We start from the raw sequence: 19272 nt of genomic DNA on the forward strand, positions 1-19272 counted from the left end.
ATCAAATCATTTAGAGGCGTTGCCGTTATTAGCATCTTCTAAATAGTTTCCCCAAGCTTGTAGCATTAATTTTCTGGCATCCAGTAAGAGCGCTTTATTGTAAGTTGCACGAACTTTGTTGCCTTCCACATGGGCAAGCTGTCGCTCAATCGCATCGGGCCTGAATCCGTTCTCATTGGCCCAGGTCGAGAACGTTGTACGCCAACAATGCGGTGTCGTTCCCCGTCCCAGATTCATATCGCGCATGGCATAGGTGAGCCGGTTGGGCGTGGCAAAGCCTTTGCCGCTGCGGTGCGGGAAAAGATAACGGCCTTCCCCAGTGATGCGCTGCAAGTCCTTTAGGACTGCAATTGCCTGTGTGGAAAGTGGGCTGATATGGTCACGCCGCGCTTTCATCTTGGCAGCAGGCCGACGCCACACGGCGTCCTCAAAATCGAACTCTTCCCATTCGGCATTGGCAGCTTCCCCGAGACGGCAAGCGGTCAGTGCAATCAACCACAGGCACAGTGCAGTTTCCGGATAGCCTCTGTAGCCCCGCAGGGCCAGGTAGAACTTCTGGATCTGCTCGCGCGTCATCGCCGCTTTGCTTTCGCTGGCAGGCACGCGTAGCAGCCCGCGCAGGCTCGGGATCGGGTTGGCCTCAATCAGGCCACGCACCACAGCAAACTCGAAGATGGCCGACAGATCACCTTTGACGTGAATGGCCGCCCACGCGCCGTGGGCCTTGCACTCCTCCAGCAACGGGCGGATCTGCTTGACGCCAATGTCACTCATCGGCATGCCGTCGAACTTGGGCGACAGGTACTTCCTGATGCGGGATTCTTTCGTGCGGTAGGAACTGAGCGCAAAGACTGGCTTGATCTCGGCCAGGTACGCCTGCGCCACCTTGGCGAATAAGTTTTCACGGGCGCGCTTGCGTTCCTCCAGTGCTTCCAGGTTGCGCTGCTTGACCTGCTGCCTCTCATGCGCAGGGTGGATACCTTGCTTGACCAAGGCACGCGCTTTCTCGCGGGTAGCACGTGCCTCCGCAAGGCTTACTTGAGGAAAGCCTCCAATGGCAAAGAGGTTCTCCTTGCCTTGCAGGCGATACTTCCACCGCCAGAGCTTGCCGCCGGAGGGCTTGACCAGCAGGAACAGGCCCCCGCCGTCTGAAAGTTTCCAGTCTCGATCAGTCGATTTGGCCGACCTGACCTTGAGGTCGGTGAGTAGATTTTCGGGCATCGTTGGACTCCACTGCGGGGAAAAGTACCCCCACGGTTGAACACGAGTACCCCCAACGCTACCCCCGAATTTTTCAGACCTCGATGAACAATAGGAACGCTCAGCAGACCGTATTGTTTACGCAACCCATTGATTTCAAATGGGTCAACCTGTCCACCAAGCGCTACTGAGCGCCATCAAGATCCAGCAAAATTCGTCAGACGTTAAACAGAAAATGCATCACATCACCATCCTGAACGATGTAATCCTTGCCTTCCACCCGCATTTTGCCTTTTTCCTTCGCACCGGCTTCGCCGCCGCAGGCAATGAAATCAGCATAGGATACGGTTTGTGCCCGGATGAAGCCTTTTTCAAAGTCGGTATGGATGACGCCTGCTGCCTGCGGGGCGGTATTACCCTTGTGTATGGTCCAGGCGCGCACTTCCTTCACACCGGCAGTGAAATAGGTTTGCAGGCCAAGCAGATCGTAACCCGCACGAATCAGGCGGTTGAGGCCAGGTTCTTCCAGCCCCAGGTCAGCCAGAAATTCCTTTTTATCTGCTTCGTCGAGATCGGCCAGTTCAGCTTCGATCTTGGCACACAGCGCCACGACTGGTGCGTTTTCTTTTGCTGCATATTCACGCAGGCGATCGAGATATGGATTGTTTTCAAAACCGTCTTCCAGCACATTACCCACATACATGGCCGGCTTGATCGTCAGCAGGCATAACGGCCTGATGATTTCCTTTTCCTCGTCTGAAAGCGGGAATGTGCGCGCCGGCTGTCCCTGATTGAGGTGTGGTATCAATTTCTCAAGTACCGTAACCAGTTTGATTGCTTCCTTGTCACCGGATTTCGCTTTCTTGCCATCACGCGCAATGGCTTTATCCACGGTAGCAAGATCGGCCAGTGCCAGTTCGGTCAAAATGACCTCGATATCAGCCAGCGGATCGACCTTGCCGGCAACGTGCACGACGTTCGGATCATCGAAACAGCGCACGACGTTGACGATGGCATCTGTTTCACGAATGTTGGCAAGAAACTGGTTACCCAACCCCTCTCCCTTGGAAGCACCCGCCACCAGTCCGGCAATATCGACGAACTCCACGATGGCCGGTTGCACACGCTGCGGATTGACGATTCTGCTCAGCTCGGTGAGGCGTGAATCAGGTACTTCAACGATACCGACGTTGGGCTCGATGGTGCAGAACGGATAGTTTTCTGCAGCGATACCTGCTTTGGTCAACGCATTAAACAAAGTGGATTTGCCAACATTGGGCAAACCGACGATTCCACATTTCAGGCTCATAATCCGGTTTCCATCGATTTCCTGAAAGCGATACAGAATAGCGGCTTACAGGTGAGACAGTTTCTCAGTTTTTTTCAGTTTTCCTGCCGGGTATGCAGTCGCTGCATTGCCGCGGCAAAATCTCCCCGGGCGATCAGCGGCCATACCTGCATGCTGTGATCTATTGCTTCATCGATCAGTGCTGCTTCTTCCCTGCGCGGGGGATGCAGGACATAATCCACCACCTGATTTCGATCTCCCGGATGTCCCACGCCGATCCGCAATCGCCAGAAAACCTGGCTGGAAAGATCCGCGACGATACTTTTAAGGCCGTTGTGTCCCCCGGTCCCGCCACCGGATTTCAGTTTGATGACGCCAGGCTGCAGGTCCAGTTCATCGTGAACGACCAGCATCTGTTCGGGCACTATCTTGTAATAGCGGCATACAGCAGCAACCGACATGCCGCTGGCATTCATGTAGGTTTGGGGTTTGAGCAGCCAGATGTCGGTATCGGCCAGCATGATGCGTGCACACAACCCGCGAAACCGGGTTTCCAGCGTGAATGCAACCCGTTGTGAACTGGCCAGACGGTCCAACCAGTCAAAACCGACGTTATGGCGGGTCGAGGCATACTTCTCGCCCGGGTTGCCAAGACCCACCACCAGCCTTACGGGTAACTCCATAACTCAGTGCAGTTCGGCAACAAGGGATTCAGAAAAGGGTGAACGGACTTTTAATAATGGAGCGATGGTAAACGATGCCAGGGAGTATCTCCCTGGCATACAAACAGAATCAGGTTTATTCTTCGCTGGATTCGCCGGCTTCCCCACGCTTCGCAATAAGTGTAGCCACTGGCAGATTATCACCTTTCAACAAAGCAGGTATTTCGACATTTTCCGACAGTATCAGATCACTCAAATGCAGCGTGCTGCCGGCCGTCATTCCGGACAGATCCACCGTGATGAATTCAGGCAGATCTTTAGGCAGACAGGATATCTCGATCTCGGTTGCCACGTGGCTGATCATCCCGCCCGACAACTTGACCCCTGGCGCAATATCAGCGTTGATGAAATGCAACGGTACTTTTACGTGGATTTTCTGATCCTGTCTGACACGCTGAAAGTCGATGTGCAACACCTGTTGCTTGAACGGGTGCATTTGCACATCACGCAAAAGCACCTGTTCCTTTTTGCCATCAATACTGATCGAAAGGATGGATGCATGAAAAGCTTCCATTTTCAGCTTGTAGTACAGATCCTTGTGATCGAGTTCGATCGATTGCGCGTCACCATTGCCACCATAAATGACTCCCGGCAATCTTCCTTGGGAACGCAGACGACGATTTGCGCCGGTTCCATGTAATTTACGACTGTTGGCACTGATTTCGATTTGCATTCCATTCTCCTGAAAACAAACAGCCCGCCCACCCGCGAACGGACCAGAACATTATCTCATTCTATAAACAGCGAGCTCAGCGAACTTTCGTTACTTATCCTGAGCATGGATTCACCCAGCAGGCTGGCCACGCTTAACTGATGAATACGGTTACATTTGCTGGCATCTTCTCTTAACGGAATCGTATCCGTTACCACCAGTTTATCCAGATCCGAAGTCTGGACACGTTCCACTGCCTTCCCTGACAGAACCGCATGAGTCGAATAGGCGATCACGCTGGCTGCACCCTCCCGTTTCAACGCAGATGCCGCTTCACACAACGTGTTTGCCGTATCCACCATGTCATCGATGATCACGCAGGTACGCCCCCTGACGTCACCGATGATGTTCATGACCTTGGATTCATTCGGTTTGGGACGCCGCTTGTCTATGATGGCCAGATCACATTCCAGGCGCTTGGCAAGATGGCGTGCACGTACCACGCCGCCCACATCGGGCGAAACGACGATCAGGTTCTGATAGTCATGCTTCCAGATATCCCCGAGCAGAATCGGCATGCCGTAGACGTTATCGACCGGAATATCGAAAAACCCCTGAATCTGGTCGGAATGTAAATCCATGGTCAGCACCCTGTCCACTCCGACACTGGTCAGCATATTTGCCACAACTTTGGCGGTAATGGGTACCCGCGCAGACCGGGTTCTTCTATCCTGCCGCGCATAACCGAAATAGGGAATTGCCGCAGTAACACGGCTGGCTGAAGCACGTTTCAGCGCATCGACGATCACCAGAATTTCCATCAGGCTGTCATTGGTCGGTGTACAGGTGGATTGCAATACAAAAACGTCATTACCCCTGACATTTTCAAGTATCTCCACCATGACTTCACCATCACTGAAACGCCCAACGTTTGCACGCCCGAGATTGATGTTCAGATATTTGACTACATCATGTGCCAGTTTCGGATTGGCCGTTCCGGTAAAAACCATCAGGCTGTCATAGGACATAGGTAACTTTTACATCCGGTTTAAAAAACGACACGGGCTGATCCGACCACTTGCGTGATACCTGCCACGATACTGGCAGACTCATTAGGATCTGGCTGGGGAGGTAGGGATCGAACCTACGAATGCCGGAATCAAAATCCGGTGCCTTACCACTTGGCGACTCCCCAAAAAATATTCTAAAAATCCGACAAAGGATGTCTTGCGAGCCCTGACACGACAAATCCGCTCATATCGCCCGGCAACCGCCCGAATACCTCGCGCGCAGCCGATTCGGAAGGGAATTCCGCAAACATACACGACCCTGAACCACTCATCGCCACTTTCGTCGTGCCATGCTGCTGCTTCAACCATTCCAGCCATCCAGCAATGACAGGCTGCATGCGCATCGCAACGGGCTCAAGATCATTATGCCCCTGTCCCATGGAAAAGGCCGCCATTTTGATAGGAATTGTATTTCGTGTCAACTCTTTGCTGGTGAAAACCGCCGCTGTGGAAATCTGGACAGGCGGCGTCAGCACGACATACCAGGCCGATGGCAAATCGACAGCATGCAGTTCTTCCCCCACTCCCTCGGCAAATGCATTCCTGCCATAGATGAACACCGGCACATCGGCGCCCAATTCCAGTCCCAGTGCCATCAGGCGTTCTCTTTTCCAGTTGATCCCCCACAGCCTGTTCAGGGCAATCAGCGTTGTGGCCGCATCGGAACTTCCTCCGCCCAGCCCTCCTCCCAGCGGAATATTCTTTTCCAGATGAATTTTCACTCCGAGTGACTCTCTGCCGAACCGTTGCCGCAACAATTTTGCTGCCCGAACGCATAAATCATCCGTTTCCGTCAGGTCGGGAATCAGGTTCTCATGCCTGATGACACCATCATGAGTAATGTCAAAATGCAGTCGATCTGAATGGTCGATAAAGCGGAAGACGGTCTGCAACAGGTGGTAACCATCTTCCCGACGTCCGATCACGTGCAGAAACAGGTTGAGTTTGGCCGGCGCTGGAAATATGTCCATACACGAGAAAGAAAAATTATTTACGGTAACTCTTTACCCGTGGCGTCACCGTTCTTTGTTTCACCCTGCCACTGATCGACCAGCAGCCTCATTTTCACGTCCGGCCGACTAAATTCCAGCAATCTTGGTAAAACAGACATACCCTCCTGTGCAGGATAATAATTCTGGTAAACCACCTGCCACCCATCCTGACGAATGGCTACCGTACGTCTGTTCTTATCCAGATCTTTTTCAGCAACCGTATCTGGAAAATGGGTTCCGCGCACCCAGAACCGCATACCGGCAAGCGGCAGCTCCCAGCCCAGTACCTGGCTGGTGAGATACTCCGCATTCTGTGCCTGATAAATGGCGGGCTCAGAAGTAACCAGACGCACGCCGGTCTGATCCCTGAAAATCTCTGCAACGATCTGCCCAAGCGGGGAAAACAGGTAAATTTCATCACTCTGCCCGGTATGCTGCCAGCGAATTCCCCCGGAAAACCGATGCTGTCTGGCATTCACTGCCAACCTGCCAGTGAGTACAAAAGGCTCATTCGCAATATCAGCTTGCTCTTGTACCGGTTGAATGACGACTGTAGTCACTTCTCCCTGATGAACCTCCGGCCCGGCACACCCGACCAGAACCAGGAGAATGCCCAACACCCAGCTTCTGCATGCCATTCTCCTGGCACTCAAACTGGAAATGCAGGAAAACACAATGTCATTCATTTCAGGAGATCTGGCAGGTAGCCCTCCTCCAGTAATTTTTAATGATTCGGCGGGACATGGCCGTTCAGAATGAATTTCGTACTGCATCCTGCTGAGTATTCCGCGTATTCTGCGAATCCGGCAGGATGATATTCAATTCGAGTGTTTCCTGGTTGTCATCCTGTTCGAATTTAACGGAGATGGCATCCTGATCCACTTGTACGTACTTGCGGATGACCTGCATCAACTCTTCCTGCAACTGGGGCAGATAAGACGGTTTGTTGCGATAATAACGTTCATGCGCAACGAGAATCTGCAATCTTTCCTTGGCAACCGAAGCTGTTTTAGATTTAGATGATCTGAAATAATCCAGTAAGCTCATTATTTACCTCCAAACAGCTTTCTGAGAAATCCTTTCTTACTGTCAATGAAACGGAGTGGTTTTTTTTCTCCAAGATAACGCGCTACCACATCCGCATAGGCCTGACCTGCATCGCTTTTCTCATCCAGGATCACGGGAATTCCCGAATTAGACGCATTCAACACCGATTTGGATTCCGGAATGACACCCAGCAAATGTAACGACAAAATCTCCTGCACATCATCCAGACCCAGCATTTCACCGGATTCAACCCGATCCGGATCATAACGCGTCAGCAACAGGTATTCCTTGATAGGCTCCATGTTCAATTCAGCCCGGCGCGATTTGCTTGCCAGTATCCCCAGCATACGATCCGAATCTCTTACGGACGAAACTTCCGGATTGGTCACGACAAATGCATCATCTGCGTAATACATGGCGAGGTAGGCCCCTTTCTCGATCCCTGCAGGGGAATCACACACGATATATTTGAAATCCTTGGAAAGTTCCTCCAGCACCCTGCCAACACCTTCCAGATTCAGCGCATCTTTATCACGTGTCTGCGACGCAGGCAGGATATAGAGCTGATTGCAGTTCTTATCCTTGATCAGCGCCTGATTGAGATTCGCTTCACCATTGATGACGTTGACGAAGTCGTACACCACGCGGCGCTCACATCCCATGATCAGATCCAGATTGCGCAGACCGACATCGAAATCGATGACAGCTGTTTTATGCCCCCTTTTAGCCAACCCCATGGCGATCGCAGCACTGGTCGTGGTTTTACCGACCCCCCCCTTCCCTGACGTTACGACGATGATTCTTGCCAATTGAATCTCCTTCTCAGAAATATTTTCAGCTCAATTCTTCAATGATCAGCGCCTGATCGCGCAAATAGACCTGTACCGGCTTCTTCTTGGGAGTCTCCTTCAGATCCTCGCTGGTTTTATAAATACCTGCAATTGAAACCAGTTCCGCCTGCAGATCCAGACAGAAAAACCTGGCAGCGGTATCTCCCTGCACACCGGCCAGTGCCCGCCCTCTCAGCGTGTTATAAACATGGATATTGCCTTCAGCCATGATTTCAGCACCAGCACTGACCTGTGCCAGAATCACCAGATCGCTGGCAGCATAGATCCGCTGGCCCGAGCGCACCGGCTGGGTAATCATCATTGCAGGCGCGCGTACCGCCTCCCTGATCACTGGCTGAACCTCGGGCATGGTATCGTCTTTCCTTTGTATCTCCGGCAGGATAGCGTCATTACGGCTGCGGCCGGAATCAACCGGAACGGATAATTCCAGCGCCCGCTTTTCCTGTGAAGGATCTCCCCCCCTGATCCCGACAGGGAAGAGGCTCAGTCTACGAAGGAGTGATATGAGCGCTTCGACATCGATCTTTTTGTCATTCTCATTCAGCTCACTCAAATCGAACAATACAGGGGAACTGCTGAAGAAATCGGGAGCACTGGCAATTTTCTCCTGCAACCGCTGCTCGATCTTTTCCAGATCATTGTTGTACAGGACCAGAATGGGTGCGAAAAAGGTGCCACTTCTGAAGTCAAGGATGGAAGACTGATCCATATCAGTGATCCCTCAGCCTTATACCTTGTATTGAACCGGCTGCGCTATGCGAAAACATGTGAAAGATGAAATCAGGCAAGATAATCCGGGGCCGGCTGTAAAAGTCGTTATTATACCTTTCAATCAATCGGAATAAACTGGTTTGATCAGAAACCTGGTAAATCGCGTATTGTCTGCACCGAACATCTAGGCGGAGTGTTTGTCCAACTTGAGGTTTACACTTTTCCACTTTATCCGTCGAGGAAAAAATATGAAAACCCATACCCTGCCCCTTCTCCTGTCGTGCACTTTGTTTCTCATCGGCGCCTGCACCAGCATGCCGCCTGAAATCAGAAATTTTTCAGCAGTGGATATCCCTTACCAGCCAGTCAGCCAGAACGCTGAAACCTATAAGGATGCACCGGTTCGCTGGGGAGGGACTGTGATCGAGGTGGAAAACGAAACGGATTTCAGTCTGATGCAGGTGCTTTTTCATCCGCTCGATCGCAGCGGATACCCGGAAACCAGAAAACCTGGAGAAGGACGTTTCGCGGTAGAGATCAATGAGTTTCTCGATCCAGCAATTTATACCAAAGGTGTAGAAGTAACCGTCATCGGCACAGTAAAAGGAAATATCGAACGCACAATCGGAAACAAAACCATCCATATTCCACTCATCACTGCCAAGACCATCCATCTCTGGCCGCAGGCCTATCGTGAAGACAACCTGTACCGTTACGGACCCTATCCCGGTTATTATGGATATGGCTACCCGTTTTTCTACAACGGGTATTACCGGCCCTACCGGTTCTGGTGGTGACACGAGTACCCGGGACATTCAGGGCAGTCAATATTTTACCGATTCATACCGTAAACAATGAAGCAGCCGGCCACCTGAAAGTGGCCGGCCCGATATCCGACAACACTCATCCGGCATGTGGAAATTACTCAATCTGACAGGAATCTGCACCCTGATTCTGGTTGTCACCCTAGCAATCATGACTTACCTTGCCATCGACAGTCATCCCCGGATTGAACGAGAAATCTCCATCACACCGGAACAGATTGCCCGTGCCAAAGATATTCTCGATACACACCGTTACCAGGTACGCCCCGGCACATCGGCCACAGTCAGAATCCAGGCAGATGATCTCGATAATGCTCTGAATTATCTTGCATATCATCTCGCTCAGGGACATGCAAAAGTCACCATGCACGACAAAAGCGCACAGATACAGCTCAGCCTGCCGATACCCCCGGGAATGATCACAGGTCATCTCAATCTGCAGGCTACACTGACCGAAGGCAAAAGCTTTCCCGAGCTCAGCTCGGTAAGCATCGGGAAAATACATATCCCGGATATTCTTGCCGGCCAACTGACGGAAAAGCTGCTGGCATGGCTGCAGACTGCCAGTCCAGATGCACGCGCCGGCCTCGATGCTTTCAGAAAACTGCGGTTTTCCCGCAATGAAGTAGCAATTTCTTATTTCTGGAAAGGATGGGGAATCGACAAAGCCAGTTACTCCCCCGTCAGCCTGCCTTTTTTTGACCGGCAGGCGCTGGACAAGCTGTCGCACTATCACCATTTCCTCAACGAACAGAATCGTAAACGGGTTTCACACACCATTACGCTGTCAGAGATACTGACACAGATCATGCAGGAAACCGTTCGTCATTCGCCCAATGGAAACGTGCTGGAAGAATTCCGCGCCGCAATTCTGGTAACGGCATTTCATGTCGTTCAATTCCCGCTCAGGCTGGTCATCCCGGAAACAGCCAACTGGCCGGATCCGGTCAGAATCAATGTCACCCTGGATGGACGCAACGATCTAGCCATGCACTTCATGGCTTCCGCAGTAATTACTGCTTACTCGGATACAACCCTGTCCAACGCCATTGGTTTATATAAAGAGCTGGAAGATTCACGTTCCGGCAGCGGATTTTCCTTCAACGACCTCATGGCAGATCGCTCAGGAACCCGTTTTACCGAGAAAGCCATGGCCAGCCAGGATTCAGCACGCCGGATGCGGAACATCATTCTGGCTGGAATACACGACACCGACCTCATCCCACACTGGTCCGATCTGCCCGAACACATGTCCGAAACTGCCTTCAAAGCGCGCTTTGGAAGTACCAGCAGCCCCCGCTATCACGAAATGATGGATAAGATCGAACAGCGGGTGGCTTCCCTGAAATGGCTGCGTTATTAGGATATGCTCAATCACTTACGAATATTTTTAATACCTTCAACCCAGAAATTTCCCTGCACAGAAACAGAAGCCGATTGGGGAAAGACAGATGCAGGCAGGGAAGAGTAAAATACTCCGCCACGATATACGCGATCGGTATAACCCGCTTCTCCAGATCAGATCAGGATAATGAATACAAGGTACTCTTCCTCCCACACACCACTACTCCATGATCTGCCGGTAAACGGCACACGAATTATTGCACTCCCTGTCATCAGCTTATAAAACAGGTACCGTTAATGAAAATTGTCATCCTGGGAGCTGGCCGTGTCGGTTCGACCGTGGCTGAAAGCCTGGCCAGCGAATCCAACGATATTACGGTAGTCGATCTGGTAAGGAACAGGCTCAGCCTGTTGCAGGAGCGGCTGGACTTGCGTACTGTCGTCGGCAGTGCCTCTCACCCTGACATCATGATTCAGGCGGGCATGGAAGATGCCGACATGATACTGGCACTTACCGGAAGCGATGAAACCAATCTGGTTGCATGCAAGCTGGCTGCAAGCATGTTCAACACCCCTACCCGGATTGCCCGTATCCGTACCGTGGATTACCTGGATCACCCGGACATATTCTCCCGGGAAAATTTCTGTGTCGATTTTGCGATTTGTCCGGAACGGATACTGACCAAATACATAGAAAAGCTGATCGAGTTTCCGGGTGCGCTGCAAGTGCTCGATTTTGCCTCCGGCAAGGTCAGTCTGGTAGCGGTGAAAGCTATTCGCGGCGGTCCGCTGATCGGACGCCAGTTGAAGGAATTGCGCCGGCACGTCCCCAATCTGGATACCCGGGTTGCAGCAATTTTCCGCCATAACCACCCGATCATTCCTGAAGGCAGCACCATCGTCGAAGAAGATGATGAGGTATTTTTCATCGCTTCCTCCAGCGACATTCGTGCCGTCATGGGTGAACTACGCCGCATGGACAAATCCGTCAGGCGAGTGATGATTGCAGGCGGTGGCAGAATTGGCCGCCGGCTGGCGGAGGTATTACAACAGTCTCACCAGGTACGGATCATCGAGCGGGATATCAAAGTATGTGAATCACTGACTCAGAATTTGCATAACACGCTGATTCTACATGGTAATGTCACTGACGAAGAGCTGCTGGAGAGTGAAAATATCAGTGAAATGGACATATTCTGTGCGTTGACTGATGATGAGGAAAACAACATCATGGCTGCGCTGATGGCCAAACGCATGGGTGCACGCAAGGTGATCGCCCTGATCAACCGCAGTATGTACGTGGATCTGATGCAAGACAGTGGCATCGATATTGCCATTTCGCCCGCACAAGTCACGATTGGATCACTGCTGGCTTATGTCCGCCAGGGAGATGTAGCCGTGGTGCACAGCCTGCGGCGCGGTGCAGCCGAGGCGCTGGAGCTGGTCGCACATGGTGACACCCGTTCTTCCCGGGTGGTCGGCCGCAAAATCGAAGAAATCAAATTGCCCAGAAGCACCACCATCGGCGCTATCGTGCGCGGACTGCCACCGGGGGATGTTTACCGGAACCTGTCCGAACAGGAAGAAGACAGTATCTTAGCTCAATGGAAGCAGGCACAGGTCATCATTGCCCATCACGATACCGTGATCGAGCAGAATGATCATGTCATCCTGTTCGTCGTCAACAAAAAAATGGTACGGCAGGTGGAGAAACTGTTTCAGGTGAATGTGGGATTTCTGTAATCAGGCACCATGGGCCATGTCCTGAGTCATTTCCTGGCAGTAGCCAACATCTTGGGCCGCATGGTCATGATGTTCGGGCTGGTTCTGCTGATCCCCTGCGGAGTTGCTTACTGGACGCTGGATGGATCACTGTCGGTTTTTCTCGATGCACTGTCCGTTACGCTCGGGTGTGGTGCTGCTATATGGATACTGACTTATCGCTTCAAGCGGGAACTGCAGATTCGTGACGGGTTTCTGCTGGTGGTGCTGGTCTGGCTGTCACTGCCCTTGTTTGGCATGCTGCCCCTGGTCTGGTATTTGCCGGAACTCGGTATCGCCAAAGCGTATTTTGAAGCAGCTTCCGGTCTGACCTCGACCGGAGCGACGATACTGACACGGCTCGATGAGCTTCCTTATGCAATCAATCTGTGGCGCTGCCTCATGGCCTGGCTGGGCGGAATGGGCCTGATCGTACTGGCCGTGGCGATTCTGCCCATGCTCGGTGTCGGGGGCAGGCAGCTTCTCAGCGCCGAGATCCCCGGGCCGATAAAAGAATCCCGACTGACACCACGAATCGCCGAGACCGCCAAGCGGTTATGGCTGATCTATGTCACGCTGACGCTTACTTGTATGATTGCCTACCGGTTGGCTGGAATGACTCCATTCGATGCGATTGCTCACGCGCTGAGCACACTGGGATTGGGGGGGTTTTCCACGCATGACTCCAGTTATGGATACTGGAATTCTCCGCTGATCGAGGCAATCGCTATATTGTTCATGCTGATTGCCGGTATCAATTTCTCATCCCATTTCGTTGCATGGCGCGCCAAAAGCTTCTCCCCTTACCGCGCCGACCCGGAAGCAAAACTGTATATCCTGATCACGCTGGCCAGTTGTATTGGAGTAGCCGGGTTCCTCTGGATAAAAGGTATTTACACGGATCCTCTGGTTGCCTTGCGTTATGCAGCTTTCAATGTGGTTTCCACTGCCACTACTGCCGGCTACAGCAACACCGACTATGCCCTCTGGCCGATCTTTGCTCCGCTCTGGATGCTGTTTTTATCGGGTTTCTGCACTTCATCGGGCTCGACTGGCGGCGGTATCAAAATGATCCGGGCACGTATCCTGTTTCAGCAATTTTTTCGTGAAATGATCATCATCATGCACCCGCGTGCAGTTTCACTGATCAAAATCGGCAGAAGCATCATTACCAATGAAATCATTTTTGCCATTCTGGGATTTTTTTTCGTCTATCTGATCAGCATCGTTCTGATGACGCTGGCGCTGACGTTAAGTGGCCTGGATGAGATTACTGCCTTCTCGGCTGCCGTCGCCTGCCTGAACAATCTGGGAGCAGGTCTGGGAGCAGTCGGTCCGGCCATGACCTATGCATCGCTCAACGACTTCCAGATCTGGCTGTGCAGCTTTGGCATGTTCCTGGGCAGGCTGGAATTTTATACGCTGATGATTGTTTTCACCCCCGCCTTCTGGCGGAGATGACGCCGCAGAATATTCAGATCGAATCGGATTGGCCGATAATGCGTTATCATAACGGGCAAAAATCTGACTGCAGCGGAAAGATAGCTTGGCAAGGAAACCTTGGAAATAAGGGGAAATCGTGACTGAAACGGCAAATGATTTAGCAGGTATCAAAGTAATGGTGGTTGATGACAGCAATACCATCCGGCGTAGCGCGGAAATTTTTCTCGCACACTCCGGCTGCGAGGTCATTCTGGCTACAGATGGATTTGATGCAATGGCCAAGGTCATCGACTGTCAGCCGGATATCATTTTTCTGGATATCGTCATGCCACGGCTGGATGGCTACCAGGCCTGTATGCTGATCAAAAAGAACCCCAGATATCAGTCTGTGCCAGTGATCATGCTCTCCAGCAAGAGCGGATTGTTCGATCGCGCGCGCGGCAGAATGGTCGGCTCTGATGAATATCTTACCAAGCCGTTTACCAAAGAAGCACTGCTCGACACGGTACGTAAACACACTTCACACCACCGGGTACCGGCCTGATACGGCTGGAAAACGATATAACAATTATCGGCCTGGTCCAATGGTTATTCAGATTCGTATCATGGCTACCGTCCCGTTCCTTCATTTCTGCTGTAATGAAGGTTAACCCGCCTCTGGCGTGGCATCCTGCACCTGTTTCCGCTCCCGTCGACCTTCACTGGTGGCTGACTCACCGGGGTTCTCTCACCCGCCTGATTCAGGATCGCTGTGAACATTTTCGTGTCGAACCTATTTTTCAGGCACTGGCAACGGCGTGTATCGATGAGCTGGAAGTCATGAACCTGCGCAGACAGACCCGGGCACTGGTACGGGAGGTTTATTTGCGCTGTAACGAAACACCGGTTGTATTTGCTCATTCGATCGTCAGAAAAGAACATTTACGAGGTGCATGGCGCGGCCTGAGCCGCCTGGGCAATCAGTCACTGGGCACCATGCTGTTTACCAACCCACTGATACAGCGCACTCCTCTTGCTTTCAAGAAACTGAAACCGCACCACCCGCTGTTCGAACGTGCCTGCAAACGACTGCAGAACCGCCCGGCCGATCTCTGGGCAAGGCGCTCGTTATTCATCCTGCAACATCAGCCGATACTCGTCACCGAGGTATTTCTGCCCGCAATCCGCAGACTCTGAGGCAGTAGTAAAATACGCCATACCTTATCCTGATCGATCCATCAGGCCCGGATACATTACTGAACCCATTCTTATGACTTCTGTAAACATGACTTTCGCGGACCGGCTTTCCGCATACACCCGGCTGATCCGGCTGGATAAACCCATCGGTATTCTGTTACTGCTGTGGCCGACATTATGGGGATTGTGGCTGGCGGCTGACGGCATGCCGGATCCGATGATTCTGGTGATTTTCGTTCTCGGTACAATTCTGATGCGCTCTGCTGGTTGCGCCATCAACGATTTTGCCGACCGGCGCATCGATCCTCACGTTTCTCGTACCCGCAACCGTCCGCTGGCGGCCGGCCTCATTACTGCACGAGAAGCATTGCTGATCGCCGCCGGATTGAGTTTGTGCGCATTCCTGCTGATACTGCCGCTCAATCTGCTGACGATCCAGCTATCCGTACCAGCCCTGTTCCTTGCAGCTTCCTACCCGTTTACCAAACGCTTTTTTGCCATGCCGCAGGCATATCTGGGTATCGCATTCAGTTTCGGTATTCCCATGGCGTTTGCAGCACAAACCGGTACCGTACCACCGCTTGCATGGTTACTGGTGCTGGCCAATCTGTTCTGGGTGATCGCTTACGATACCGAATATGCGCTGGTGGATCGCGCAGATGATCTGAAAATCGGTATCAGAACATCTGCTATTACGCTCGGTCGGTTTGATGTGGCAGGGATTCTGCTATGCCATATCATTTTCCTGAGCACCCTGACTTACGCAGGCATATTGCTGCAACGTGGCATCTGGTTTTATGGCGCCCTGCTGGTTGCATTAGGCCTGGTCATCGTTCAATACGGCATGATCCGCAAACGTGAACCTTCCCGCTGTTTCCAGGCATTTCTGCATAATAACTGGATCGGTGCAGTCATATTTGCGGGTATATTGCTGGATACGCTGCTCAGAACCGATCAATCATTCTGACGAAGATTCAGGATCAGCTCCAACCCCATTACACGCCGCTCAACTCACTTACAACCACCGGGCCTGATTTATGAAATACAAGGATTTGCGTGATTTTCTCGTACAGCTTGAGCAACGGGGTGATCTGAAGCGCGTGGATATCGAAGTCGACCCTCGCCTGGAGATGACGGAAATCTGTGATCGTCTGCTCAAACAGGCCGGTCCGGCTGTACTGTTCGAACGGCCTGCCGGACATACTATCCCGGTGCTGGGCAATCTGTTCGGCACACCGGAACGGGTGGCGCTAGGCATGGGCCAGACATCGGTTTCCGCCCTGCGTGAAGTGGGCAAGCTGCTCGCCTATCTCAAGGAACCCGATCCGCCCAAAGGACTGCGCGACGCCTGGGAAAAACTGCCGGTACTGAAGCAGGTGCTCAATATGGCACCCAAACAACTGGCCAGCGCCCCTTGCCAGGAAATCATATGGGAAGGTGCCGATGTCGATCTGGGTAAACTGCCGATCCAGACCTGCTGGCCGGGAGATGTAGCACCCCTGATCACCTGGGGGCTTACGGTGACACGCGGCCCGCATAAATCAAGGCAAAACCTGGGAATTTACCGGCAGCAGGTGATCGCTCCGAACAAAGTAATCATGCGCTGGCTGGCGCATCGCGGCGGAGCACTGGATTACCGTGATTTTTGCCAAATTTATCCGAGACAACCCTACCCTGTTGCCGTTGCACTGGGTGCTGATCCGGCAACCATCCTCGGTGCAGTGACTCCCGTTCCTGACAGCCTGAGCGAATATCAGTTCGCCGGTTTGCTGCGCGGGGCAAAAACTGAAGTCGTCAAATGCCTGACGCATGATTTACAGGTTCCCGCCAGCGCGGAAATCGTACTGGAAGGCTATATTCATCCGGATGAAATGGCAGTAGAAGGTCCCTACGGTGACCATACCGGCTATTACAACGAACAGGAAACCTTCCCAGTCTTCACGATCGAACGCATCACCATGCGCCGCAACCCGATTTACCATTCCACCTACACCGGCAAACCGCCCGATGAGCCGGCCATTCTCGGTGTAGCACTCAACGAGGTATTCGTACCGCTGTTGCAGAAACAATTCACCGAAATTACCGATTTTTACCTGCCACCGGAAGGCTGTTCTTACCGTCTTGCCGTGGTCAGCATGAAAAAGCAGTATCCCGGCCATGCCAAGCGTGTCATGTTTGGTATCTGGAGTTTCCTGCGCCAGTTCATGTATACCAAGTTCATCATCGTGACCGACGATGACATCGATATCCGTGACTGGAAAGAAGTCGTCTGGGCGATGACTACCCGGGTCGACCCGGTACGCGATACTCTGATCGTGGAAAACACTCCAATCGACTATCTCGATTTTGCCAGCCCGGTTTCAGGACTTGGCAGCAAAATGGGTCTGGATGCTACGAACAAATGGCCGGGTGAAACAACACGTGAATGGGGTCGCCCCATCGAAATGGATGCAGCCGTCAAAACCAGAATCGACCATCTCTGGCAGCGACTGCCATTCTGATCGTTCCGTTACGAGGATAAGAAGACTTTTCCTTCTCTGGAAAAGCGGAATACTGTCCATGAATACCGACTCGACTGCACATCAGACTACCCTAATGCGTATGTGAATGCGCTCCATGCTCCCCGTGATTTTTTTGTGAACCTTGCCCGGCAAGCTGCCTGCCAGTACTGATCTGATAGGTGGCATGACACGCCGTGCAACGCCCCAGCGTTTCACTCAATTGCTGCAACGTATGCTTCGTATCCTTCCCCGATTCCGCATCCTGTGCAATCCTGTCAAACGCCTGATGCATGGCCATGCCCAACTGCATGAACTGCTCGGGCAGGATGTTATCCATGTGCCCTTCCATTTTGTGCGGCATATCCGTTCCAAGTGAACGGGCATGGCGTGCGGCAGCGGCTCTGTCATCCTGCGCAAGTGCCTCCAGAATGGCACCTGTGCCGGTCAGCAACATACGCATTTCGCTCAGCAGATGATTACGCTGCATCTCATTCATGGGCAGAATCTGGCGCTGATCAACTCCATCAGCCATGGCAGCAGTCATGACAAAACCCAAAACAATTGTAAAAATTTTCTTCAAATCAACCTCCTTTATTGTGGGATGAGCCGGAAACATATCATTCTCACCACATCATGAATATTAGTAAACACCCCAGGCAAACAACCGGATGACAATACCCGCAGAAGCACCCGACAACCCACCACGTATTGCTCCCGATGTGAATCTAGTTTATCCTTTACGGCCGCGTTTGACAGGGCAAGGAGAAGTGACCGAGTGGCTGAAGGTGCACGCCTGGAAAGCGTGTGTACGGTAATACCGTACCGCGGGTTCGAATCCCGCCTTCTCCGCCATTATCGTCAATAAAATCAGTTGCTTAATAAATCCAGCAGACCATATTTAAGCATATTTGGTCATGTTTTTGCATCGGCTTTTTGGTCAACATTTTTTACGGTTGACAGACTTCACTATATAAAACCACTTTACATCATAAGAAAATCCCCTGTCATAGGAGGAGGGATGGTGGACAGGGGATGATTCTGCCAAAAAGGCAGATAACCAAGACTGGTTACATCATAATTGTCATAACGCACTCAGCCACTGATTGGTTTACTCAGTTTTATGGTAAGGCATCGATCATCCGCAACTATTTAGGGAACCTCTGAAAAACATCAGCAGACAGTCAGTTCAGGGCAAAAGCCGGTGACGCAAGTAAAGCGTAGCGAACAGCCGTAAGGTTGGCCCATAGAGCGAGGCGCTTGCGCCGAGTAAAAATTGGAGTTTATATACGTAATAAATGAGCATTTCGAGCTGACTTTTAACGCATAAATGGCAACACAGGCAGTTCTTCAGGGATTTCCTAACCATTAGATGAGAATTATGATCATACCTAAGGTAATAAAATCGAGACGGTTTCATCGAACGAAACGCAAATAATTTAATTAACATATTTCAATAACCTTGACATCATCAATTTCTCGGGCTTATAGTCTGGTCAGGTGCTGAACACACCCCTTCCTTTACCCCTGTAGCGGCAACGGCGCCCCTGAAAGGGAAACAACGCGAGTCTCTACAGGAGTGTTCAGTACCTGGGCGTTTTTCCTCAGTTTCTCAATCCACCCACCTGATTCGATATTGTTGGTTACAACAATCCTGGCTAAAACTTCCACAAGCTGTACGAGTCTCTCTATT

At 51.8% G+C, this 19272-nt stretch carries 19 protein-coding genes and 2 tRNA genes; 9 read left to right on the forward strand and 12 right to left on the reverse strand.

The genetic code is table 11. The annotated features are described in order from the left end of the window. Positions 1 to 6 precede the first annotated feature (6 nt). The 11 genes from HRU73_RS07475 to minC all read right to left on the reverse strand — a co-directional run bounded on the left by HRU73_RS07475 (position 7) and on the right by minC (position 8531). A complete protein-coding gene (locus HRU73_RS07475; protein WP_287398303.1) occupies positions 7 to 1221 on the reverse strand; it encodes a tyrosine-type recombinase/integrase in 1215 nt (404 codons plus the stop codon). Positions 1222 to 1417: 196 nt separating this feature from the next. Next, on the reverse strand, positions 1418 to 2509 hold the full coding sequence (ychF, locus tag HRU73_RS07480; RefSeq protein ID WP_276678401.1) for a redox-regulated ATPase YchF: 1092 nt from the start codon (positions 2507 to 2509) through the stop codon (positions 1418 to 1420). A gap of 74 nt (positions 2510 to 2583) precedes the next feature. Next, positions 2584 to 3171 (reverse strand): aminoacyl-tRNA hydrolase, encoded by a 588-nt coding sequence (gene pth / locus HRU73_RS07485; protein ID WP_011112366.1) that lies wholly within the window; start codon positions 3169 to 3171, stop codon positions 2584 to 2586. 115 nt (positions 3172 to 3286) lie between these two features. Continuing rightward, positions 3287 to 3883, reverse strand: coding sequence for a 50S ribosomal protein L25/general stress protein Ctc (locus HRU73_RS07490; protein WP_011112367.1), 597 nt, complete (start codon positions 3881 to 3883; stop codon positions 3287 to 3289). A gap of 56 nt (positions 3884 to 3939) precedes the next feature. Continuing rightward, the gene (locus HRU73_RS07495) at positions 3940 to 4890 is read right to left on the reverse strand and encodes a ribose-phosphate pyrophosphokinase (RefSeq protein ID WP_011112368.1); all 951 of its coding nucleotides are present in this window, start codon (positions 4888 to 4890) and stop codon (positions 3940 to 3942) included. Between the two features lie 92 nt (positions 4891 to 4982). Beyond that, positions 4983 to 5057: transfer RNA gene (locus HRU73_RS07500), tRNA-Gln, on the reverse strand. A gap of 9 nt (positions 5058 to 5066) precedes the next feature. Further along, positions 5067 to 5903: a 4-(cytidine 5'-diphospho)-2-C-methyl-D-erythritol kinase gene (gene ispE, locus HRU73_RS07505; RefSeq protein WP_287398305.1), complete on the reverse strand. Its 837-nt coding sequence runs from the start codon at positions 5901 to 5903 to the stop codon at positions 5067 to 5069. A 20-nt stretch (positions 5904 to 5923) separates the two neighbouring features. Then, positions 5924 to 6544, reverse strand: coding sequence for a lipoprotein insertase outer membrane protein LolB (lolB, locus tag HRU73_RS07510; RefSeq protein WP_287398307.1), 621 nt, complete (start codon positions 6542 to 6544; stop codon positions 5924 to 5926). A 130-nt stretch (positions 6545 to 6674) separates the two neighbouring features. Continuing rightward, positions 6675 to 6971, reverse strand: a complete 297-nt coding sequence (gene minE, locus HRU73_RS07515) for a cell division topological specificity factor MinE (protein WP_011112371.1) — start codon at positions 6969 to 6971, stop codon at positions 6675 to 6677. Continuing rightward, complete coding sequence (gene minD, locus HRU73_RS07520; RefSeq protein ID WP_011112372.1) at positions 6971 to 7780, reverse strand: septum site-determining protein MinD; 810 nt, start codon at positions 7778 to 7780, stop codon at positions 6971 to 6973. Before minD ends, minE begins: the two co-directional genes overlap by 1 nt. A 25-nt stretch (positions 7781 to 7805) precedes the next feature. Continuing rightward, a complete protein-coding gene (gene minC, locus HRU73_RS07525; protein WP_011112373.1) occupies positions 7806 to 8531 on the reverse strand; it encodes a septum site-determining protein MinC in 726 nt (241 codons plus the stop codon). A gap of 250 nt (positions 8532 to 8781) precedes the next feature. Here minC and HRU73_RS07530 point away from each other — a divergent pair, with 250 nt between their 5' ends. The 8 genes from HRU73_RS07530 (at position 8782) to ubiD (ending at position 17582) form a co-directional block, all read left to right on the forward strand. Continuing rightward, the gene (locus HRU73_RS07530) at positions 8782 to 9330 is read left to right on the forward strand and encodes a Slp family lipoprotein (protein ID WP_011112374.1); all 549 of its coding nucleotides are present in this window, start codon (positions 8782 to 8784) and stop codon (positions 9328 to 9330) included. Positions 9331 to 9445: 115 nt separating this feature from the next. After that, positions 9446 to 10720 carry a YfiM family lipoprotein gene (locus tag HRU73_RS07535; RefSeq protein ID WP_287398309.1) on the forward strand — a complete coding sequence of 425 codons (1275 nt, stop codon included), beginning with the start codon at positions 9446 to 9448 and terminating at the stop codon, positions 10718 to 10720. 278 nt (positions 10721 to 10998) lie between these two features. Continuing rightward, positions 10999 to 12444 carry a Trk system potassium transporter TrkA gene (gene trkA, locus HRU73_RS07540; RefSeq protein ID WP_287398310.1) on the forward strand — a complete coding sequence of 482 codons (1446 nt, stop codon included), beginning with the start codon at positions 10999 to 11001 and terminating at the stop codon, positions 12442 to 12444. Between the two features lie 9 nt (positions 12445 to 12453). Beyond that, entirely contained in the window at positions 12454 to 13923 is a 1470-nt protein-coding gene (locus tag HRU73_RS07545) for a TrkH family potassium uptake protein (protein ID WP_287398311.1), read from the forward strand. 157 nt (positions 13924 to 14080) lie between these two features. Then, positions 14081 to 14449, forward strand: a complete 369-nt coding sequence (locus tag HRU73_RS07550) for a response regulator (RefSeq protein WP_041357235.1) — start codon at positions 14081 to 14083, stop codon at positions 14447 to 14449. A 95-nt stretch (positions 14450 to 14544) separates the two neighbouring features. Then, positions 14545 to 15081, forward strand: a complete 537-nt coding sequence (locus tag HRU73_RS07555) for a chorismate--pyruvate lyase family protein (protein WP_011112379.1) — start codon at positions 14545 to 14547, stop codon at positions 15079 to 15081. A gap of 88 nt (positions 15082 to 15169) precedes the next feature. Then, on the forward strand, positions 15170 to 16048 hold the full coding sequence (gene ubiA / locus HRU73_RS07560) for a 4-hydroxybenzoate octaprenyltransferase (protein ID WP_281870617.1): 879 nt from the start codon (positions 15170 to 15172) through the stop codon (positions 16046 to 16048). Positions 16049 to 16118: 70 nt separating this feature from the next. Then, positions 16119 to 17582 carry a 4-hydroxy-3-polyprenylbenzoate decarboxylase gene (gene ubiD / locus HRU73_RS07565; RefSeq protein WP_287398312.1) on the forward strand — a complete coding sequence of 488 codons (1464 nt, stop codon included), beginning with the start codon at positions 16119 to 16121 and terminating at the stop codon, positions 17580 to 17582. 91 nt (positions 17583 to 17673) lie between these two features. Here the strand turns inward: ubiD and HRU73_RS07570 are convergent, their stop codons facing one another. Continuing rightward, complete coding sequence (locus HRU73_RS07570) at positions 17674 to 18162, reverse strand: hypothetical protein (protein ID WP_276818123.1); 489 nt, start codon at positions 18160 to 18162, stop codon at positions 17674 to 17676. Between the two features lie 181 nt (positions 18163 to 18343). Between HRU73_RS07570 and HRU73_RS07575 the strand changes: the two genes are divergently transcribed. Continuing rightward, positions 18344 to 18434, forward strand: a tRNA-Ser gene (locus tag HRU73_RS07575). The last annotated feature ends 838 nt before the right edge of the window (positions 18435 to 19272 follow it).

It is taken from the genome of Nitrosomonas sp. H1_AOB3, from assembly GCF_015709435.1.
Taxonomy (GTDB): Bacteria; Pseudomonadota; Gammaproteobacteria; order Burkholderiales; family Nitrosomonadaceae; genus Nitrosomonas; species Nitrosomonas europaea.

Coding starts and splice junctions, on each gene's coding strand:
- ubiD (WP_287398312.1), top strand. CDS start 16,119: ATGAAATACAAGGATTTGCGTGATTTTCTCGTACAGCTTGAGCAACGG.
- ispE (WP_287398305.1), bottom strand. CDS start 5,903: ATGGACATATTTCCAGCGCCGGCCAAACTCAACCTGTTTCTGCACGTG.
- HRU73_RS07495 (WP_011112368.1), bottom strand. CDS start 4,890: ATGTCCTATGACAGCCTGATGGTTTTTACCGGAACGGCCAATCCGAAA.
- HRU73_RS07550 (WP_041357235.1), top strand. CDS start 14,081: ATGGTGGTTGATGACAGCAATACCATCCGGCGTAGCGCGGAAATTTTT.
- ychF (WP_276678401.1), bottom strand. CDS start 2,509: ATGAGCCTGAAATGTGGAATCGTCGGTTTGCCCAATGTTGGCAAATCC.
- HRU73_RS07545 (WP_287398311.1), top strand. CDS start 12,454: ATGGGCCATGTCCTGAGTCATTTCCTGGCAGTAGCCAACATCTTGGGC.
- HRU73_RS07475 (WP_287398303.1), bottom strand. CDS start 1,221: ATGCCCGAAAATCTACTCACCGACCTCAAGGTCAGGTCGGCCAAATCG.
- HRU73_RS07555 (WP_011112379.1), top strand. CDS start 14,545: ATGAAGGTTAACCCGCCTCTGGCGTGGCATCCTGCACCTGTTTCCGCT.
- minE (WP_011112371.1), bottom strand. CDS start 6,971: ATGAGCTTACTGGATTATTTCAGATCATCTAAATCTAAAACAGCTTCG.
- ubiA (WP_281870617.1), top strand. CDS start 15,170: ATGACTTTCGCGGACCGGCTTTCCGCATACACCCGGCTGATCCGGCTG.
- HRU73_RS07490 (WP_011112367.1), bottom strand. CDS start 3,883: ATGCAAATCGAAATCAGTGCCAACAGTCGTAAATTACATGGAACCGGC.
- HRU73_RS07535 (WP_287398309.1), top strand. CDS start 9,446: ATGTGGAAATTACTCAATCTGACAGGAATCTGCACCCTGATTCTGGTT.
- HRU73_RS07530 (WP_011112374.1), top strand. CDS start 8,782: ATGAAAACCCATACCCTGCCCCTTCTCCTGTCGTGCACTTTGTTTCTC.
- minC (WP_011112373.1), bottom strand. CDS start 8,531: ATGGATCAGTCTTCCATCCTTGACTTCAGAAGTGGCACCTTTTTCGCA.
- trkA (WP_287398310.1), top strand. CDS start 10,999: ATGAAAATTGTCATCCTGGGAGCTGGCCGTGTCGGTTCGACCGTGGCT.
- pth (WP_011112366.1), bottom strand. CDS start 3,171: ATGGAGTTACCCGTAAGGCTGGTGGTGGGTCTTGGCAACCCGGGCGAG.